The sequence below is a fragment of the Leptolyngbya sp. NIES-2104 genome, from assembly GCF_001485215.1.
In the GTDB taxonomy this organism is placed as follows: domain Bacteria; phylum Cyanobacteriota; class Cyanobacteriia; order Leptolyngbyales; family Leptolyngbyaceae; genus Leptolyngbya.
The window spans coordinates 2,245,135-2,259,956 of sequence record NZ_BBWW01000001.1 but is presented as its reverse complement, the minus strand read 5'-3'; the positions used below and the strand labels follow the sequence as shown (position 1 = coordinate 2,259,956).

The following is a 14,822-nucleotide window of genomic DNA, read 5'->3' as shown; positions in this document are numbered from 1 at the left end:
CTCGATCGCGATCGCCGTATGGACAAACAAAAAGCTGAGACTGCCCCACAAAACAATCTCAGCCTAGCTGTTGAAGATGAAACTACTTGATCAATCCAGCTCTCAGGGCGCGAACTGCAATCTGAGTGCGATCGTTCACACACAGCTTATTGAGAATGTTGCGAACGTGAGTCTTCACCGTTCCGATCGTGATGTACAACCGCTCTGCAATCTCAGCGTTGCTGCGTCCATCGACAATCAGTTCTAGGACATCTAACTCACGAGTGGTCAGCGGATAATCTGAAATCATGCCGCTATCTTCAGACGACAACCGATTAATCGTCACGGTCGTTGCAGCGGTGGCAGGTTGTGCAAGTTTGACCTGACCGAGAACAATTCTTGCGATCGCGGGATCAATCCAAGCGTTTCCGCCTGCGGTGGTTTGAATCGCTTCTGCCAAACGTCCACCCGTGATGTCTTTCATGCAGTACGAATCTGCACCCGCCGCGAATGCTGCTAACACCATTTCCTCATCGTCGTGCATCGTCATGATCAAGACTTTGGTTTGGGGTGACTCTGCATCGGCTCTGAACTGTTGGGTGAGTTCGATCCCGGTCATATCCGGCAAGCCGATATCCACGATCGCCACATCCGGTTGAAGCGAGCGAATTAGATTTAAGCCCGATCTCGCATCTCGCGCTTCCCCGACGAGTTCAACTCCTTGCTCTTTCAGGAGCGCACGAATACCAAACCGAGTGAGATCATGATCTTCAATCAGCACGACTCGAATCTTATCCATCTTGGCTACTCCAACAGAAATATAAACTTTCAGCTCAATTGCAGATTTATTTTACTGAAACGATTCTAAACTGGATACCTGTGATTGTCGGTCTACCCATAGTCAGAGCTTTAGAAAGAAAAAATCTATTCCTCACTCTATCCTTGGGCTGACTTTTGTTAACTTTTCGATACAAATTTGAATCTCACATTTAATGAATGCTAGGACGCTTGAGCGAGGGATTCTCTCTTTTTACGTCGCCGTCCTACGGTATTGTGATCAATAGCGATCGAATTCAATTTTAAGAAAATGACCCTCGTTCCTCATAAAAAAGCGAAAGCACTCAAACCTTCGAGCCGCCGTCCGGCAAAAGAGCTATGCAGCGAATGTGGATTGTGTGACACCTACTATATTCACTACGTGAAGGAAGCTTGTGCATTTATCAATCAACAGATTCCGGAACTCGAAGAGCAAACCCACGGGCGCAGTCGAGATTTAGAGAATTCGGATGATTTGTATTTCGGGGTGAGCCAGGACATGATGGCAGCCCGGAAAACAGAGCCGATTCCAGGAGCACAATGGACGGGAATTGTCAGCACGATCGCGATTGAAATGCTGACTCGTGGAATGGTCGAAGGTGTGGTCTGCGTTCAAAATACCGAAGACGATCGCTTTCAACCGAAACCTATCATCGCTACCACTCCTGAAGAAATTCTCGCTGCAAAAGTCAATAAGCCCACACTTTCCCCGAATCTCTCTGTGCTAGAGCTAGTAGAACGATCGGGAATGAAGCGATTGTTAGTCATCGGAGTGGGTTGTCAGATTCAGGCTTTACGAGCAGTTGAGAAAAAGCTGGGACTAGAAAAGCTTTACGTCTTGGGAACGCCTTGCACGGATAATGTGAGTCGTGCGGGATTGCAGAAATTCTTAGATACCACCAGTCGATCGCCTGAAACGGTGGTGTACTACGAATTCATGCAAGATTTTAATGTTCACTTCAAGCACGAAGATGGCTCGACTGAATTAGTGCCGTTTTTTGGGTTGAAAACGAATCAGCTTAAAGATGTGTTCGCGCCTTCGTGTTTAAGCTGCTTTGACTATGTGAATTCGTTAGCAGATTTAGTCGTCGGGTACATGGGTGCGCCATTTGGCTGGCAGTGGATTGTTGTGCGGAACGATCGCGGTCAAGAGATGCTTGATCTGGTGCAGGACAAAATCGAAACTCAACCTGTGATGTCAAAAGGCGATCGACATCAAGCCGTTCAGCAAAGTATTCCGGCTTACGATAAAGCGGTGACTTTACCGATGTGGGCAGCGAAACTGATGGGCGTTGTGATTGAAAAAATCGGTCCAAAAGGGTTGGAGTATGCGCGATTCTCGATCGATTCTCATTTCACGCGGAACTATCTGTATGTGAAACGAAATTATCCTGAGAAGTTAGAACAGCACATTCCACCCTATGCTAAGCGGATTGTTTCACAGTACAAGCTACCGGAATAGCAAAAAAAGAGACGGGGTTTGCTCCATCTCCTTGTCTATCTAGAGTGTGCCTTAGAACAGTGTGTTTTAGAGCCTTCTCGCTGCGTTGTTCACCCGCCCCGGAATGGAATTCGGGGCTAACGAAACGAAGTCCACTGAAGGGGACTAAAAACCAATTGCAGTCTCTTCAGTCCTTTTCAAAGGACTTCGCACTGTTAGCCCCGAATTCCATTCCGGGGCGGACGCGAACGCAGCGAGGAGCTTTAAAGAGCGGTCCTAAAACACGCCCTACACTTCCACTGTCTCTTTCTCTTTCTGATCGAGCTTTCCTAACACTGAAGTTTCCTCAGCAACTTGCTTGCCTTCATTCATCAGATAGTCATAGAACGCTTTAGCGATCGCAGAAAGTTGTTTTCCAGATGGATGCACCACATACCAGTAACGCTCGATCGGGAATCCTTCCACATCGAGAATGGCAAGCTGATTGTTCACCCCTTCGAGTGCTAACGTGTGCTTCGACAGGACAGATAAGCCCATACCACCCGCGATCGCTTGTTTGATTGCTTCATTGCTACCCAAATCTAGTTTGACCTTCATCGGTAAGCCTTGAGAATCAAATAGCTTTTGAACTGCTTTGCGCGTTCCCGATCCCGGTTCCCGCATGATGAACGGTTCCTCAGAAATTCGAGAGATTGGAATGTTCTTCTCTTTAGCTAACGGATGACTTCTTGGAGCCAGCACGACCAGCGGATTTTCCATAAACGGCTCACAGTGCGCTTCTGAATCTTCTGGCAGTTGGCTCAAAATGTAGAGATCATCTCGGTTATCTGCCAAGCTATCGAGCACATACTGATGATTCGTCACCGTTAACGAAACATCAATTCCTGGGTAACGCTGACAGAACGGACCCAGAATACGCGGAATCACATATTTTGCTGTAGTCACGACAGCAAGGCGCAAGGTACCCTGTTTCAGACCTTTGAGATCCGCGATCGCAATCTGAAACTGATCCAATCGCTCAAACACATCGCGGCAGGTCGAATACAATTCCTTTCCGGCTGCTGTCAGATACAGCCGTTTCCCTACCTGCTCGAATAAAGGCAAGCCAACGGTTTTCGACAACTGCTTCACCTGCATGGAAACGGTCGGCTGCGTGAGAAACAATTCCTCAGCCGCACGAGTAAAGCTGCTATGGCGAGCGACAGCTTCAAAAACTTTTAACTGGTGCAAGGTCGCATTCTGCAAAATGAACTCTCCTGATTTGAGAAACGATCGCTAAACGAAACAATCGAACGGTCAAAACTTGCATTGATTCGGGCTTTCAAAACCGCTGTATAGAAACCAATCTATGCAACTCATAGACAACAGCGATTTTTTCTTATAGGTTTTGTAGCTATGATAATACACAAGAGCAATATGCTCCCTTCCAATTTGGCGTTGCACGATTCAGAATTTTGTTGGAGTGAGTTTGCTGACTGTGGCGTATCGCAGTATGAAACTTGATTCCTTCAGATCTAGCCCGTGTAACGCTTTTCTTATGGCTCAGCATGATAGACCGGATGCGGTCTGCTTGAGTCGATCGCAACAGAACTTTAATTAACAAAATCAGCATTCTCATTGTAAAGTTCAATGGGGTGACTACAGTTGAAAGGTTCTGTGCTCCGTTACCCTCTACCCTTGGATCGCAACTATGGCAGATATTGTTGATATTGCAGTTGGCGCTGGCTCGTTCAGTACGCTTGTGACCGCTGTGCAGGCGGCAAATTTAGTCGATGCGCTGAAAAGCCCAGGTCCGTTCACGGTGTTCGCACCCAATGATGATGCGTTTGCGAAGCTTCCACCGGGAACGATTCAAACCCTTGTCCAAAATATTCCACAACTGTCCCGCATTCTGACGTTTCACGTGGTTGCTGGGAAGTATATGAAAGCTGATTTGGAAAAGCTAGAATCATTGCCTTCTCTGGAAGGTTCACCGATTCCGTTTCACTTCGAGGATGGTTTCGAGGTGAAAAATGCAACGGTATTAGCAGCAGATATCGAAGCTGATAATGGTGTCATTCATGTGATTGATACCGTGATTCTAATGGGTTAGGAATCGGGTGAATGAATGGGGGAGTGATTGCAAGATCACTCCCAATTTTTTTGAGAAGGGGTCAGGCAAGATGCTCAACCCACAAAGTGTTTACCGATAATCCTGGTTCTGGATTTCCCGAATCCGCGATTCAGGACGCAGGAATCGATCGAGCTGTGATTCAAAAAACCGCCGATTCGCCATCAAATGATTCGGATTCGGATCATCTAACGGATACAGCAACGCACCACGCAATGCCTGAATCACCGCAGAGGTCACACAATACATTGATCGCTGAAAACTCACGGCAAGCTGCACCAACATATCGTCCTCACCCCGGCAATGTTGCTGGTAATATTCCACCAAATACGGCGGCAGGAAGTGCAACATATCCTGAGCTAAGAATGTCGGCGGAATCCCAGCCGTTCCAACCGGGAATTTATCCGCGTACAGAACGCCGTAGTGAAAATCTTTCTGAGCGTCTGGAACTTGTCCCGCTTGAGCGTTGTAAGACTTTGTTCCTCGGAAGGGAGCCGTTCTGTAGAAAACTGCTTCCACATAAGGTAATGCAGCCTCATACAGCCAGGTGAATCCTTTTGATTTCGGAATGATTTCGTAGCATTCACCGTCGATGTACACATGGTGATAGATGGGGCGACCTGCAATCGCGAAAATTCCATTGACCAAGAAATCCATCGCTTGTGGAACGGTTGCGATCTTGCCCTCATCATACAAATCGGACATCTCGAAGAACACCGGAGCCATTACTTCCCAGAACAATCCGAGATTCGCATAGTACGATGCCTGACGGCACTGCTCCAAGAACATATCCGGGAACAGCTTGTACAATCCCGCCATCACTGGATTTTTGCGGAAATAAGCTTTGATTGCTCGATCGGCGTTTGCTTTGTACTCATCACTATCGAGGTACGGATCGAACTGATTCACCGGAACATACATTCCCCGATGCCACAACATCGCCCGCATACATTCTTCAGCGAACTCCATATTGATACGATCGTGCCAAAGATGGTGCAGTCCGCGTGGCAGCTTTTTGTTTAGCTCTCCCTTTTCCATGAACTCGATCAGTTCCGGGTGTGCTTCTGCGGTTCCGCGCCAAATCCGCAAATCCGCATCATCACCCGAATAGTGATTGTGACGCTTCATGTACTCATCGGAAATGAAATACTTGAAGACAGGTAGCGGATTGAGAAACACTTGCTCACCGATGTAGAGCAAATCACGCCAGTAGAAATCCATCGGAACCGCATACGCCTTGTACAGACCGATAATCTGCATCAAATTTTCGGGCGTATCGGGCAGCATTGCGCCGCCTGCTTCCATGCGGTGAATCACGTCTGCGAAGGGGTGCTGCGATGGAGGCAGCTTGGTTTTGGTGGGAGCGGGCATATTCATGGTGTCTCTCCTGGGTCAATTAAGAACGATCGACGGAATTAAATGCAACTTGCTCGACTTGAGGAATGGCAGCAGTCACAAGCGCTTTCGTCGTTTGCTCACTCCAGCGCACTAACCAAGTCGGCTGAATGCCAAACCAGAAAATTAACGCCGTCAACACGAGCGCAGGAACGTACTCGGCAAATTTGACTCTGGGATAGTAAGCGGTGTAGTTATCTAGTTTTCCAAAGCAAGTCCGATTTAGCAGAATCACAAAGTAAACCGCCGTCAAACCTGTTCCCAAGATTGCGACTAAAGTTTGCACTGGAAAAGTTGCAAAGCTACCTTGGAACACGAGAAACTCAGACACAAATCCAGCGAGTCCAGGAATTCCAGCACTTGCCATCGCTGCGAGAATGAGTAGTGCACTGGTGAGCGGCAAGCCTCGAATTGGGTTCAATAGACCGTTGAGAATATCGCGATCGCGGGTTCCCGTTTTCGATTCAACCAATCCCACCAAGTAGAACAACAGCGCCAGAATCAAACCATGTGCCACCATTTGTGAGACTGCACCTACCATCGCGAGTGGAGTTAACGCAGCAGCACCAAGCAACACATAACCCATATGAGCGATCGAGCTAAATGCCACCATTCGCTTAATGTCATGTTGTGCCAGCGCGGACAATGCACCATACAGAATCGAAACGGCTGCAATAATTGAAAGCCCAAGCGAAACGAGCTTCCAAGTTTCCGGAAACATTCCGAGCGCAAATCGCACTAAACCATATGTTCCAAGCTTCGCCAAAATTCCACCGAGCAAGATGGCAACTGGAGTCGAAGCTTCAACATAAGCATCTGGCAGCCAAGTGTGCAGCGGAACTAACGGAGTCTTGATTCCAAATCCAATTAGTACCAATGTCAGTAGAATTAACTGAACCTTTTGAGGAAGCGCGGTTGTATTGATATCGCTGTAGTCAAAACTTGCAGCATGACCCAACCAAGCGACACCGAGGAACGCTGTCAGAATCAAAATGCCTGAAACCGCTGTGTAAATCAGGAACTTCATTGCAGCATATTCGCGCTTCTGTCCGCCCCAGATCAAGATCAGCAGATAGAACGGAACAAGCTCGATTTCGTAGAACAAGAAGAACAGCAGCAAGTTTTGAGCTAAAAACGCACCTGCAACACCTGAATTTACAATCAATAGCAGTGAATAAAACAGTTGAGGACGCTGCAAGCTTTCACCCGGCTTCAGTCCAACTTCACCATTAGAAGCCACAATGATCGTGATCAAGCTGCTCAAAGCGAGAAGCGGTAGAGATAAACCATCGATCGCTAAACTGTAGCTAATTCCCAGAGTTGGAATCCAGGTGTGATATTCCTTCATCTGAAAACCGGGCTGGCTCAGATCGAAGTTCAACAATAGAACAACCGTCCACGCGAGAATCGCACCCGAAACTGCGATCGCGCCTAATTTTGCTTGCTTTGCAGAAAGGTTTGGGACTAACCCAATGACTAACGCACCGATCAGCGGTAGCCAAATCAACGGACTCAGCATAGAAATCTTTCCTTTCGAGCTTAGGATCTAGAGAGAATTGAAGCGGGCGATTAACGCTGAACGTTCATCACGATGTCAGTCGGGTTTTGCGGAAACAGCGAGACGGTGACGTGCGAAAGAAAAGGCAAGCTCAGTAGAACACTGATCAAGGCGATTCCAAATACGATCGTCAACATATAAAATTGCGATTGTCCCGATGTGCTATACCGCAAGTTTTTACCACTGAACACAGTCAACGATCCGAATAGGTTCAGTCCTCCGTCTACCAGGTATTTATCAAACCAAGACGTGATTTGAGAAACCAGGGCTACGAAGAATACGATCGTGCTGCGATACAGATTCGGGGTGTAAAAGTCATACGCCAACAAATCCTGCAAACCTTTCCAGGGAAGCACCACAGGTTTCGCGATACTCTTGCTCGTGTAAACTACTGCACTGAGCGCAATTCCTGTAATCGTTGACCAAATCAGCAATAGAGCTAAATCGGTATTGATTTCAGCCCAGCTTGGTAACAGATTCAACGCTTGAAGAATCAGCGGCAGATGTAGCGTGAAGCCCATCATGAAGATCATCGGCAACGCCATCCAGTAGTGAATTTCTGGCGATCGCTGTGCCATTTGCTTCGATTCACCCAAGAAGAGCAAGCAGAAGACGCGAGTTACTCCAAATGCTGCAAACGCATTTACCAACAGCACAATGCCCACAATCCAAGACTGAGTGCCCCACACGCCTTCACAGATTTTCAGCAGCGCCCAGAATCCCCCAAACGGCGGAAAAGCCACCAATCCAGCAAGACCGATCAGGAAACTAAAACCCGACACCGGACGACGCGACCACAATCCACCCAACATCGTCACATCTTGCGTGATGCTATTCCAAACCACTGCACCACCACCCATGATCAACAATGCAGAAGCGAGAGCATGACTCAAAACGAGTAAAAGAGCCGCTTCGGGTTGCTGAGTCCCGATCGCGATAAAGACCAAACCCATGTAAGCGGTGACAAGATAAGACTGCGTCCGCTTGATGTCGATTTGAGCGATCGCAATTAATGATCCACCGATCGCACTCACTGCACCGATAAATACCGTCGTTCCAAGCACCGTCGGAGACAGCGCTAATACAGGTTCAAGCTTGTAGAGCACCCAAGCACCCGTTGCGACGACCACCGAGTTCCGCAGAATCGATGCGGGAACCGGACCTTCCATTGCTTCATCTAGCCACAAGTGCAGCGGGAACTGAGCGCATTTACCCATCGGACCCGCGATCAGCGCTAAACCGACCAAGGTAATGACTTTCGGATCGACTTGAGCCGTTTGCGCCCATTCTGCAAGTTCGTTGAAGTTCCAGGTTCCTGCCAGCGGTAACAGTGCTACCACGCCCATCAGCAAGAACAAGTCACCGAGCCGCTTGGTGAGAAACGCATCTCGTGCACCTGTGACCACAAGAGACTGATTAAACCAGATGCCAACGAGCAAATAAGTCGCAAGCGTCAGAATTTCTAGAATGAAATAGCTGAAAAACAGAGAATTACACAGCACGAGTGCAGTCATTCCCGCTTCAAAGAAGCCGAGCAGCGAGAAAAATCGCGCCCAGCCCCAGTCCATTTCCATGTAGCCGAAAGCGTAGGTCTGTGCTAGAAGATTAATTCCAGACACGAGCACGATTGCGCCAACGCTCAGAGTAGAAATCTCGATCGGGATTGTTAGATTCAAACCCGCAACATCCAGCCAAGGAATCAAAATTTCTTGTGACGGCTGTCCCCAGGTTGCAGGCAGCGCTAAAGAAGCATGAATAAATGTAAACAAGGACATAATCGCATTGATATATCCAGAAGGGCGGGGACCTGTCCGCCGTGTAATTCCCGGAAACCAAAGCGCGGAAAGAGCTGCGCCAAGAAGGGCATAGCAAGGAATTAACCAAATGCTCTGAAGCAAAGGGTGAGCCATCGAAATTCACCTCTAGATAGCAAGCTGAATTGAAACCAGATGAATGAGAAATCGTCTGCCAGAAACAAACAGTGCCCAACTCACTGCCATAGCGCCCTGGACTGATTTTATAAATTCTTAAACACTCGGTAGTAACTATAATGTTTATCACACTTAAGCATTGAAAGAAACACGACCCATCCTTCAAGTCAAGCGCTGAAATCCAGTGATGACGGGACGTATAACTTATTAATTATGATTGTGATTATCCGAATCAATAATTATCAATACTAAATTCAACCATTGGAAATCTTTATAGTGATTACGGAAATTATTCATCGATCGATCATTTAATTCTACGATCGTATTTCATCGCCTCAAATCTATTTCTGCACAATCCGAATTTCGTCAGTATTAATACGCAGCGTAACGTGATCGCCATATTTCAAATCAGGAATCAATGGCGCGATTACTTCGACGATCGACGCATTCTGAAAGTGCCCGATCTTTGTCTCTGGATGCGGATAGTAAACTAAGCTATCAAAATTCTGATGCTGATAAATAATTTGGCAAGGCGTAAAGGAAAAATCTTCTGGAGGAAATCCTTCAGCCCAATACACATTTCTGAACGTGTATTGAGGCGAGATGAGTTCAAATCTGTTCGGGCTGATGTTGATATTCAATGTGCCAGGAAAAAACTTTGAGAGATCGAGTCCCAATGCTTTGAAGAATGGAATTTGCATCTCGATCGTGCCTTGTGGATACGGGCTGCTTTCTGTCCTACCTGACGCAACCCGATATCCAGCCTGAACTATGCCGTCAATCTGCTCAAACATCACAAGACTGAAAACTGATGAGGCGTGATTCCATCAGTTTATCCATCCAGCCTTCCAAGTATTTACGATTTTCGGCTTGCTCTTTTGGGTTTTGAGTCTCGATCGCATAAGGAGCCAATCCCAAAATCGCCGCTGTTGTCACACAGAACATCGACTTTTGGAAACTAATACAGATTTTGACGCGAATATCGTTTTCACCTCTGGGAGATTCACGATACAACTCATGCAAATATTCAGGAATATAGTGCATCATGTCCTGCATCAGTAATGTCGGCGGAATTCCACCCCCGCCAACAGGAAGCGGATCAGCATACAGCGCACCGTAAGAAAATCGCTCTTGTTCTAACGGAATTTGTCGTGCTTGAGCATTGTAAGAAACGGTTCCCATGAATGGAAAAGACTTGAAAAAGACCGCTTCAACATAAGGAACGGCAGTATCCATCAGGAATTGCAGCCCGGCGGATTCTGGAATGATGTCGTAAGTACGATCGCCAATTTTCACCCCGTAGGTAATTGGTAAAGCGGCATTGTTCACAAGTCCCGATTTCACATGCTCAACGACATCTTGAATCGTTTTGATTTCACCGTTGTCATAGCGATCGCTTAATTCGAGAAACATCTCGCTCATGACCGTCCAGAATTGCCCGATCGCACTGTAGTAACAAGACATCCGAATCTGCTCAAGCAGAAAATTCGGAAAAATCTTAGACAGATTGCTGATGAAGAAATTCCCTTTAATCTTTGCTTGAATGGCTTCTTGAGCGAGTTCGACAAATTCAGGACTATCGAGGTAAGTATCTAATCCGCCGCCACCATGCCACATCATGGCTTTCATGCAGTACTCAGAGAATTCGTAATTAATGCGATCGTGCCACCAATGCTTTAATAGCTTCTTCGTTGTAATCTCGCCATCAAAATATTTGAAAAACGGAAACAACACTAAAAACTGATGATCAGCGATAAACTTCAGATTGCGCGAGTAAGCATCTAGTACCACGCCATAGCTTTTAAGAACGCCAACCACTTCGATCAAATTGATCGGCGATTCGGGTAAGAGAGCGCCACCGGATTCAATGCGATCGACAATCTCAGCCAGCGGATGTGTAGATTTTGAGGGTGCAGCAACCATAATTTACTCCAGCGGTAAAACCGAAATGCGTTCAGATTTGATCGGAGTCGCGATCGTCGAATAGTTATTTAACATTGCAGTCGTCGTTGTCTCTGTCCAATGCACTAACCAACTCGGCTGTAGACCTAACAACACAATTAGCGCTGCAACAACGAGCGAGGGAATTCGTTCAGACCAGGATACAGCAGGCAAATTTGCAAACTGATCCGGCAACCGCCCAAAGAAAATTCGATTCACCAGCAGCAAGAAGTAAACGGCAGTCAGACCCGTTCCGATCATGCTTAGTAATGTTTGCACCGGAAACGCCGTAAAGCTTCCCCGGAAGATCAAGAACTCAGAGATAAAACCGACCATTCCCGGAATTCCCGCACTCGCCATCACACCAAGAATCATCAAGCTACCCACGATCGGTAAACCTCGCTCTGGTGTCAGCAATCCTTTTAGAACAGTAATATTGCGTGTTCCCGTCTTGGCATACACCACACCCACCAGCGCAAATAAGAGAGCCGAGATCAGACCGTGACTCACCATCTGAAATACACAGCCTAATAGACTAACCGGAGTTGCAGCCGCAGCACCAAGAAGAACGAAGCCCATGTGACCGACTGAGCTATAAGCCACCATTTTTTTCATATCAGTTTGGGCGATCGCAGTAAATGCCCCAAACAACACACTCACGACAGCCCAAATCGCCAAATAGGGAGCCAATGCCGCCCAAGCTTGCGGAAACAACTGCAATCCAAACCGCAACAGCCCATAAGTTCCAAGCTTCAACAATACCCCGGCGAGTAAAACCGAAATCGGTGTAGAAGCTTCAACGTGAGCATCCGGCAGCCAAGTGTGCAGCGGAAACAAAGGAATTTTGATCCCAAACCCGATCAAAATCGCACCTAACAAAACAAACTGAGAGGTTAAAGGTAACGTTTGAGATAACGCTGGATTGTATTCAAACGAAGTTGCACCACTCAACCAAGTCAGACCCAAAAACGCAATCAGAATCAGAATTCCTGAAACTGCGGTGTAGATTAGAAACTTAGTCGAAGCATATCCCCGTCTTGCTCCTCCCCAAATTGCAATGAGCAAATAAAGCGGGATTAGTTCTAGCTCATAAAATAAGAAGAACAGCAGCAAGTTATGAGCGAGGAATGCTCCAGCAACCGCAGCATTGATCACGAGAACTAACGAGTAGTAGAGCCGCGATCGCGCAATTGTTGTCGGTGTGGAAAATAGTGCAATCAGCGTCAGAAAACAATTGAGAACAACCAAGGGCAGCGATAACCCATCTAACCCTAATCGGTAAGTTAATCCTAAAGGCTCTAACCAGGGAAGATCTTCTTGAAACTGAAGCCCCGTCGTAATTGTGTCGAACCGAGTTGCAATATAAAGCGACACAACGAGAGCAATACTCACGGTTACAATCGCAATTCTTCTAACATTTTTATCCGCGATCGTTCCAGGCAATAGCCCAACAATCAACGCCCCCAAAATCGGTATCCAAATTAATGCACTTAACATAAGCAATTACCACATCGACCAAGTTAAAAGCGCCCCTAACAAGCCAACCACAAGCGAAATCGTCAACATATATCCTTGTGATCGACCGGAAGAACTATATTTCAAAGTTTCGCCGCTGAAGATCGAAGCCAATCCAACAAAATTCACAATGCCATCGACAATGTAGCGATCGAACCAGGAACTAAAATGAGCGATCGCATTCACAGTCAGAACCACACTGACGTGATAGATCCGCTCCATGTAAAAGTCATACGCCAGCAAATCCTGGAAGAATCGCAACGGTGCTTGAATCGGGCGAATCCAAGCGTAATTCAGCGTGATTGCAAATCCTAAAGCAGTGCCTGTCATTCCAGACATGATCAACAGTCCTGCTGCTGACCAGTTGAAGAATTCTAAATCTGGAATGAGATTGAGCGTATTGAGAATCAGCGGAACGGTCAAAGTGAAAACGCTAAGTGAAACCATCGGCACTGCCATCAACCAAGGCACTTCGGGAGCGCGTCGCGTTTTCGGCTGAGCTTCACCCATGAACACTAAGCGATACACTCTGGTCAAGCTCAAAGCAGTGAGTGCGTTCACCACCAGAATCACGACAATTAACCAAGGTTCGTCGTACCAAAAATCATTAATGCCACGCTGCAATGCCCAGAATCCACCTAGTGGAAAGAGTCCAACTAATCCAGCACAACCCGTTAAGAATGCCGTGGTCGTTGCAGGCATTTTTGACCACAGACCACCCATTTCAGTAATGTCTTGGCAACTTGTAGTCATGATGATTGCTCCGGTACTCATGAACAGAAGCGCTTTTGCGATCGCATGAGCAAACAGCAAAATCAACGCAAAATCCGTCCAGCCAATTCCCACCGCGATAAAAACTAATCCCAGATACGCACTGGTGGAATGGGATAGCGCTCGTTTGATATCAATTTGAGCAAGGGAAACAAGAGAAGCCCCGATCGCGGTCATCGTCCCCAATGTCACCAAAGCAGTCGAAGCAACAGGCGACAGTGAAATAATCGGTTGAAGCTTAATCAAGACATAGGCACCACAACCCACAACGACTGAATTTCTCAGAATCGAGGCAGGATTGGGTCCTTCCATCGCTTCATCTAGCCAGAGGTGCAGAGGGAACTGGGCACATTTCCCGATCGGTCCCGCAATCAAAGCCAATCCCAGCAGAGCCGCCACTGTTGGAGACAATTCTGCCTTCTCTGCCCAATCATATAAGCCTGGAAAATCCAAACTCCCAGACAGTGCTGACAGAGACACAACGCCCATCAACAGCAGAACATCCCCGACCCGCTTCGTTAAAAACGCATCTCGCGCCGCAGTCACGACCAGCGGCTGAGCATACCAGAACCCAACCAACAAATAAGTCGAAAGCGTCAGCGTTTCCAAAAGCGCGTAAGTGAGAAACAGCGAATCACTCACAACCAATCCGCTCATCGCACCTTCAAAAAATCCCATCAAACCAAAAAATCGCGCCAACGCCCAGTCTTTCTCCATGTACCCCAGCGCGAACACTTGAGCACACAAACTCAAGCCCGTAATCAGTTCCATCGCGCCGACACTAATCGAAGACAGTTCAAGCGAAAACGTTAAATCCAAATCTGCCGCTTGCAGCCAGTGAAACGCGAAATGCTGAGGTTCCTGTCCCCACACCGCGGTAAACAGAGCCGTTCCATGCACCAATGCCAGTACTGTCGTTAGTACATTTAAATAAGCCGCAGGACGGGGACCAGTCCGACGAATAATTCCGATCGACCAAGGCAGCGACAAAACCGCGCCCAAGAGTCCGTAACAAGGAATCCACCAGCTTGATTCGATAAGGAACTGCTGCATAGCCTACTCTGTTGCCTAGAAGTTTGATAAAAATGCTCCCTAAAAGCTAAACTCGCTTGAACTTAGGGAGCCTTACGTACAATTTCTGAAAATTCGCGTTTCAAATGCTTAGGATTCAGCTTAGCGCTTCAACCGTGGAAAAGTAAAATGCGATCGATAGACAAAACCAATGATTGAGATTTGCTTGCGCTTATATAGATTTTTTATAATTTATTAATCATTCAGAATTTCTAATTGAAATCGATCTATGGTTATAAGTTGACTCTGGTTATTCCCGCTGCTTCCCAACGAGTCATCAGTGCAACTTATGTC

At 47.1% G+C, this 14,822-nt stretch carries 11 protein-coding genes; 2 read left to right on the top strand and 9 right to left on the bottom strand.

Annotation, left to right across the window (positions count from 1 at the left end; genetic code table 11):
• Positions 1–82: 82 nt before the first annotated feature.
• Positions 83–778 carry a response regulator transcription factor gene (locus NIES2104_RS10420; RefSeq protein ID WP_058998157.1) on the bottom strand — a complete coding sequence of 232 codons (696 nt, stop codon included), beginning with the start codon at positions 776–778 and terminating at the stop codon, positions 83–85.
• Positions 779–1,066: 288 nt separating this feature from the next.
• Here NIES2104_RS10420 and NIES2104_RS10415 point away from each other — a divergent pair, with 288 nt between their 5' ends.
• Complete coding sequence (locus tag NIES2104_RS10415) at positions 1,067–2,257, top strand: Coenzyme F420 hydrogenase/dehydrogenase, beta subunit C-terminal domain (protein WP_058998156.1); 1,191 nt, start codon at positions 1,067–1,069, stop codon at positions 2,255–2,257.
• Positions 2,258–2,524: 267 nt separating this feature from the next.
• On the opposite strand, the gene NIES2104_RS10410 is transcribed toward NIES2104_RS10415, so the two are convergent.
• Positions 2,525–3,481, bottom strand: a complete 957-nt coding sequence (locus NIES2104_RS10410) for a LysR family transcriptional regulator (protein ID WP_058998155.1) — start codon at positions 3,479–3,481, stop codon at positions 2,525–2,527.
• A 445-nt stretch (positions 3,482–3,926) separates the two neighbouring features.
• Between NIES2104_RS10410 and NIES2104_RS10405 the strand changes: the two genes are divergently transcribed.
• On the top strand, positions 3,927–4,328 hold the full coding sequence (locus NIES2104_RS10405) for a fasciclin domain-containing protein (RefSeq protein WP_058998154.1): 402 nt from the start codon (positions 3,927–3,929) through the stop codon (positions 4,326–4,328).
• Positions 4,329–4,418: 90 nt separating this feature from the next.
• On the opposite strand, the gene NIES2104_RS10400 is transcribed toward NIES2104_RS10405, so the two are convergent.
• The 7 genes from NIES2104_RS10400 to NIES2104_RS10370 form a co-directional block, all read right to left on the bottom strand.
• The gene (locus NIES2104_RS10400; protein ID WP_058998153.1) at positions 4,419–5,723 is read right to left on the bottom strand and encodes a CO2 hydration protein; all 1,305 of its coding nucleotides are present in this window, start codon (positions 5,721–5,723) and stop codon (positions 4,419–4,421) included.
• Positions 5,724–5,742: 19 nt separating this feature from the next.
• Positions 5,743–7,260 carry an NADH-quinone oxidoreductase subunit M gene (locus NIES2104_RS10395; RefSeq protein WP_058998152.1) on the bottom strand — a complete coding sequence of 506 codons (1,518 nt, stop codon included), beginning with the start codon at positions 7,258–7,260 and terminating at the stop codon, positions 5,743–5,745.
• 50 nt (positions 7,261–7,310) lie between these two features.
• Entirely contained in the window at positions 7,311–9,209 is a 1,899-nt protein-coding gene (locus tag NIES2104_RS10390; RefSeq protein WP_058998151.1) for an NAD(P)H-quinone oxidoreductase subunit F, read from the bottom strand.
• A gap of 362 nt (positions 9,210–9,571) precedes the next feature.
• Complete coding sequence (locus NIES2104_RS10385; RefSeq protein ID WP_058998150.1) at positions 9,572–10,024, bottom strand: hypothetical protein; 453 nt, start codon at positions 10,022–10,024, stop codon at positions 9,572–9,574.
• Positions 10,017–11,153 carry a CO2 hydration protein gene (locus NIES2104_RS10380; RefSeq protein ID WP_058998149.1) on the bottom strand — a complete coding sequence of 379 codons (1,137 nt, stop codon included), beginning with the start codon at positions 11,151–11,153 and terminating at the stop codon, positions 10,017–10,019. The genes NIES2104_RS10385 and NIES2104_RS10380 overlap by 8 nt, the downstream gene beginning before the upstream one ends.
• 3 nt (positions 11,154–11,156) lie before the next feature.
• Positions 11,157–12,668, bottom strand: a complete 1,512-nt coding sequence (locus tag NIES2104_RS10375; RefSeq protein ID WP_058998148.1) for an NADH-quinone oxidoreductase subunit M — start codon at positions 12,666–12,668, stop codon at positions 11,157–11,159.
• A gap of 6 nt (positions 12,669–12,674) precedes the next feature.
• Positions 12,675–14,510, bottom strand: coding sequence for an NAD(P)H-quinone oxidoreductase subunit F (locus tag NIES2104_RS10370; RefSeq protein WP_058998147.1), 1,836 nt, complete (start codon positions 14,508–14,510; stop codon positions 12,675–12,677).
• Positions 14,511–14,822: the final 312 nt, after the last annotated feature.

Coding starts and splice junctions, on each gene's coding strand:
- NIES2104_RS10420 (WP_058998157.1), bottom strand. CDS start 778: ATGGATAAGATTCGAGTCGTGCTGATTGAAGATCATGATCTCACTCGG.
- NIES2104_RS10415 (WP_058998156.1), top strand. CDS start 1,067: ATGACCCTCGTTCCTCATAAAAAAGCGAAAGCACTCAAACCTTCGAGC.
- NIES2104_RS10405 (WP_058998154.1), top strand. CDS start 3,927: ATGGCAGATATTGTTGATATTGCAGTTGGCGCTGGCTCGTTCAGTACG.
- NIES2104_RS10400 (WP_058998153.1), bottom strand. CDS start 5,723: ATGAATATGCCCGCTCCCACCAAAACCAAGCTGCCTCCATCGCAGCAC.
- NIES2104_RS10395 (WP_058998152.1), bottom strand. CDS start 7,260: ATGCTGAGTCCGTTGATTTGGCTACCGCTGATCGGTGCGTTAGTCATT.
- NIES2104_RS10390 (WP_058998151.1), bottom strand. CDS start 9,209: ATGGCTCACCCTTTGCTTCAGAGCATTTGGTTAATTCCTTGCTATGCC.
- NIES2104_RS10385 (WP_058998150.1), bottom strand. CDS start 10,024: ATGTTTGAGCAGATTGACGGCATAGTTCAGGCTGGATATCGGGTTGCG.
- NIES2104_RS10380 (WP_058998149.1), bottom strand. CDS start 11,153: ATGGTTGCTGCACCCTCAAAATCTACACATCCGCTGGCTGAGATTGTC.
- NIES2104_RS10375 (WP_058998148.1), bottom strand. CDS start 12,668: ATGTTAAGTGCATTAATTTGGATACCGATTTTGGGGGCGTTGATTGTT.
- NIES2104_RS10370 (WP_058998147.1), bottom strand. CDS start 14,510: ATGCAGCAGTTCCTTATCGAATCAAGCTGGTGGATTCCTTGTTACGGA.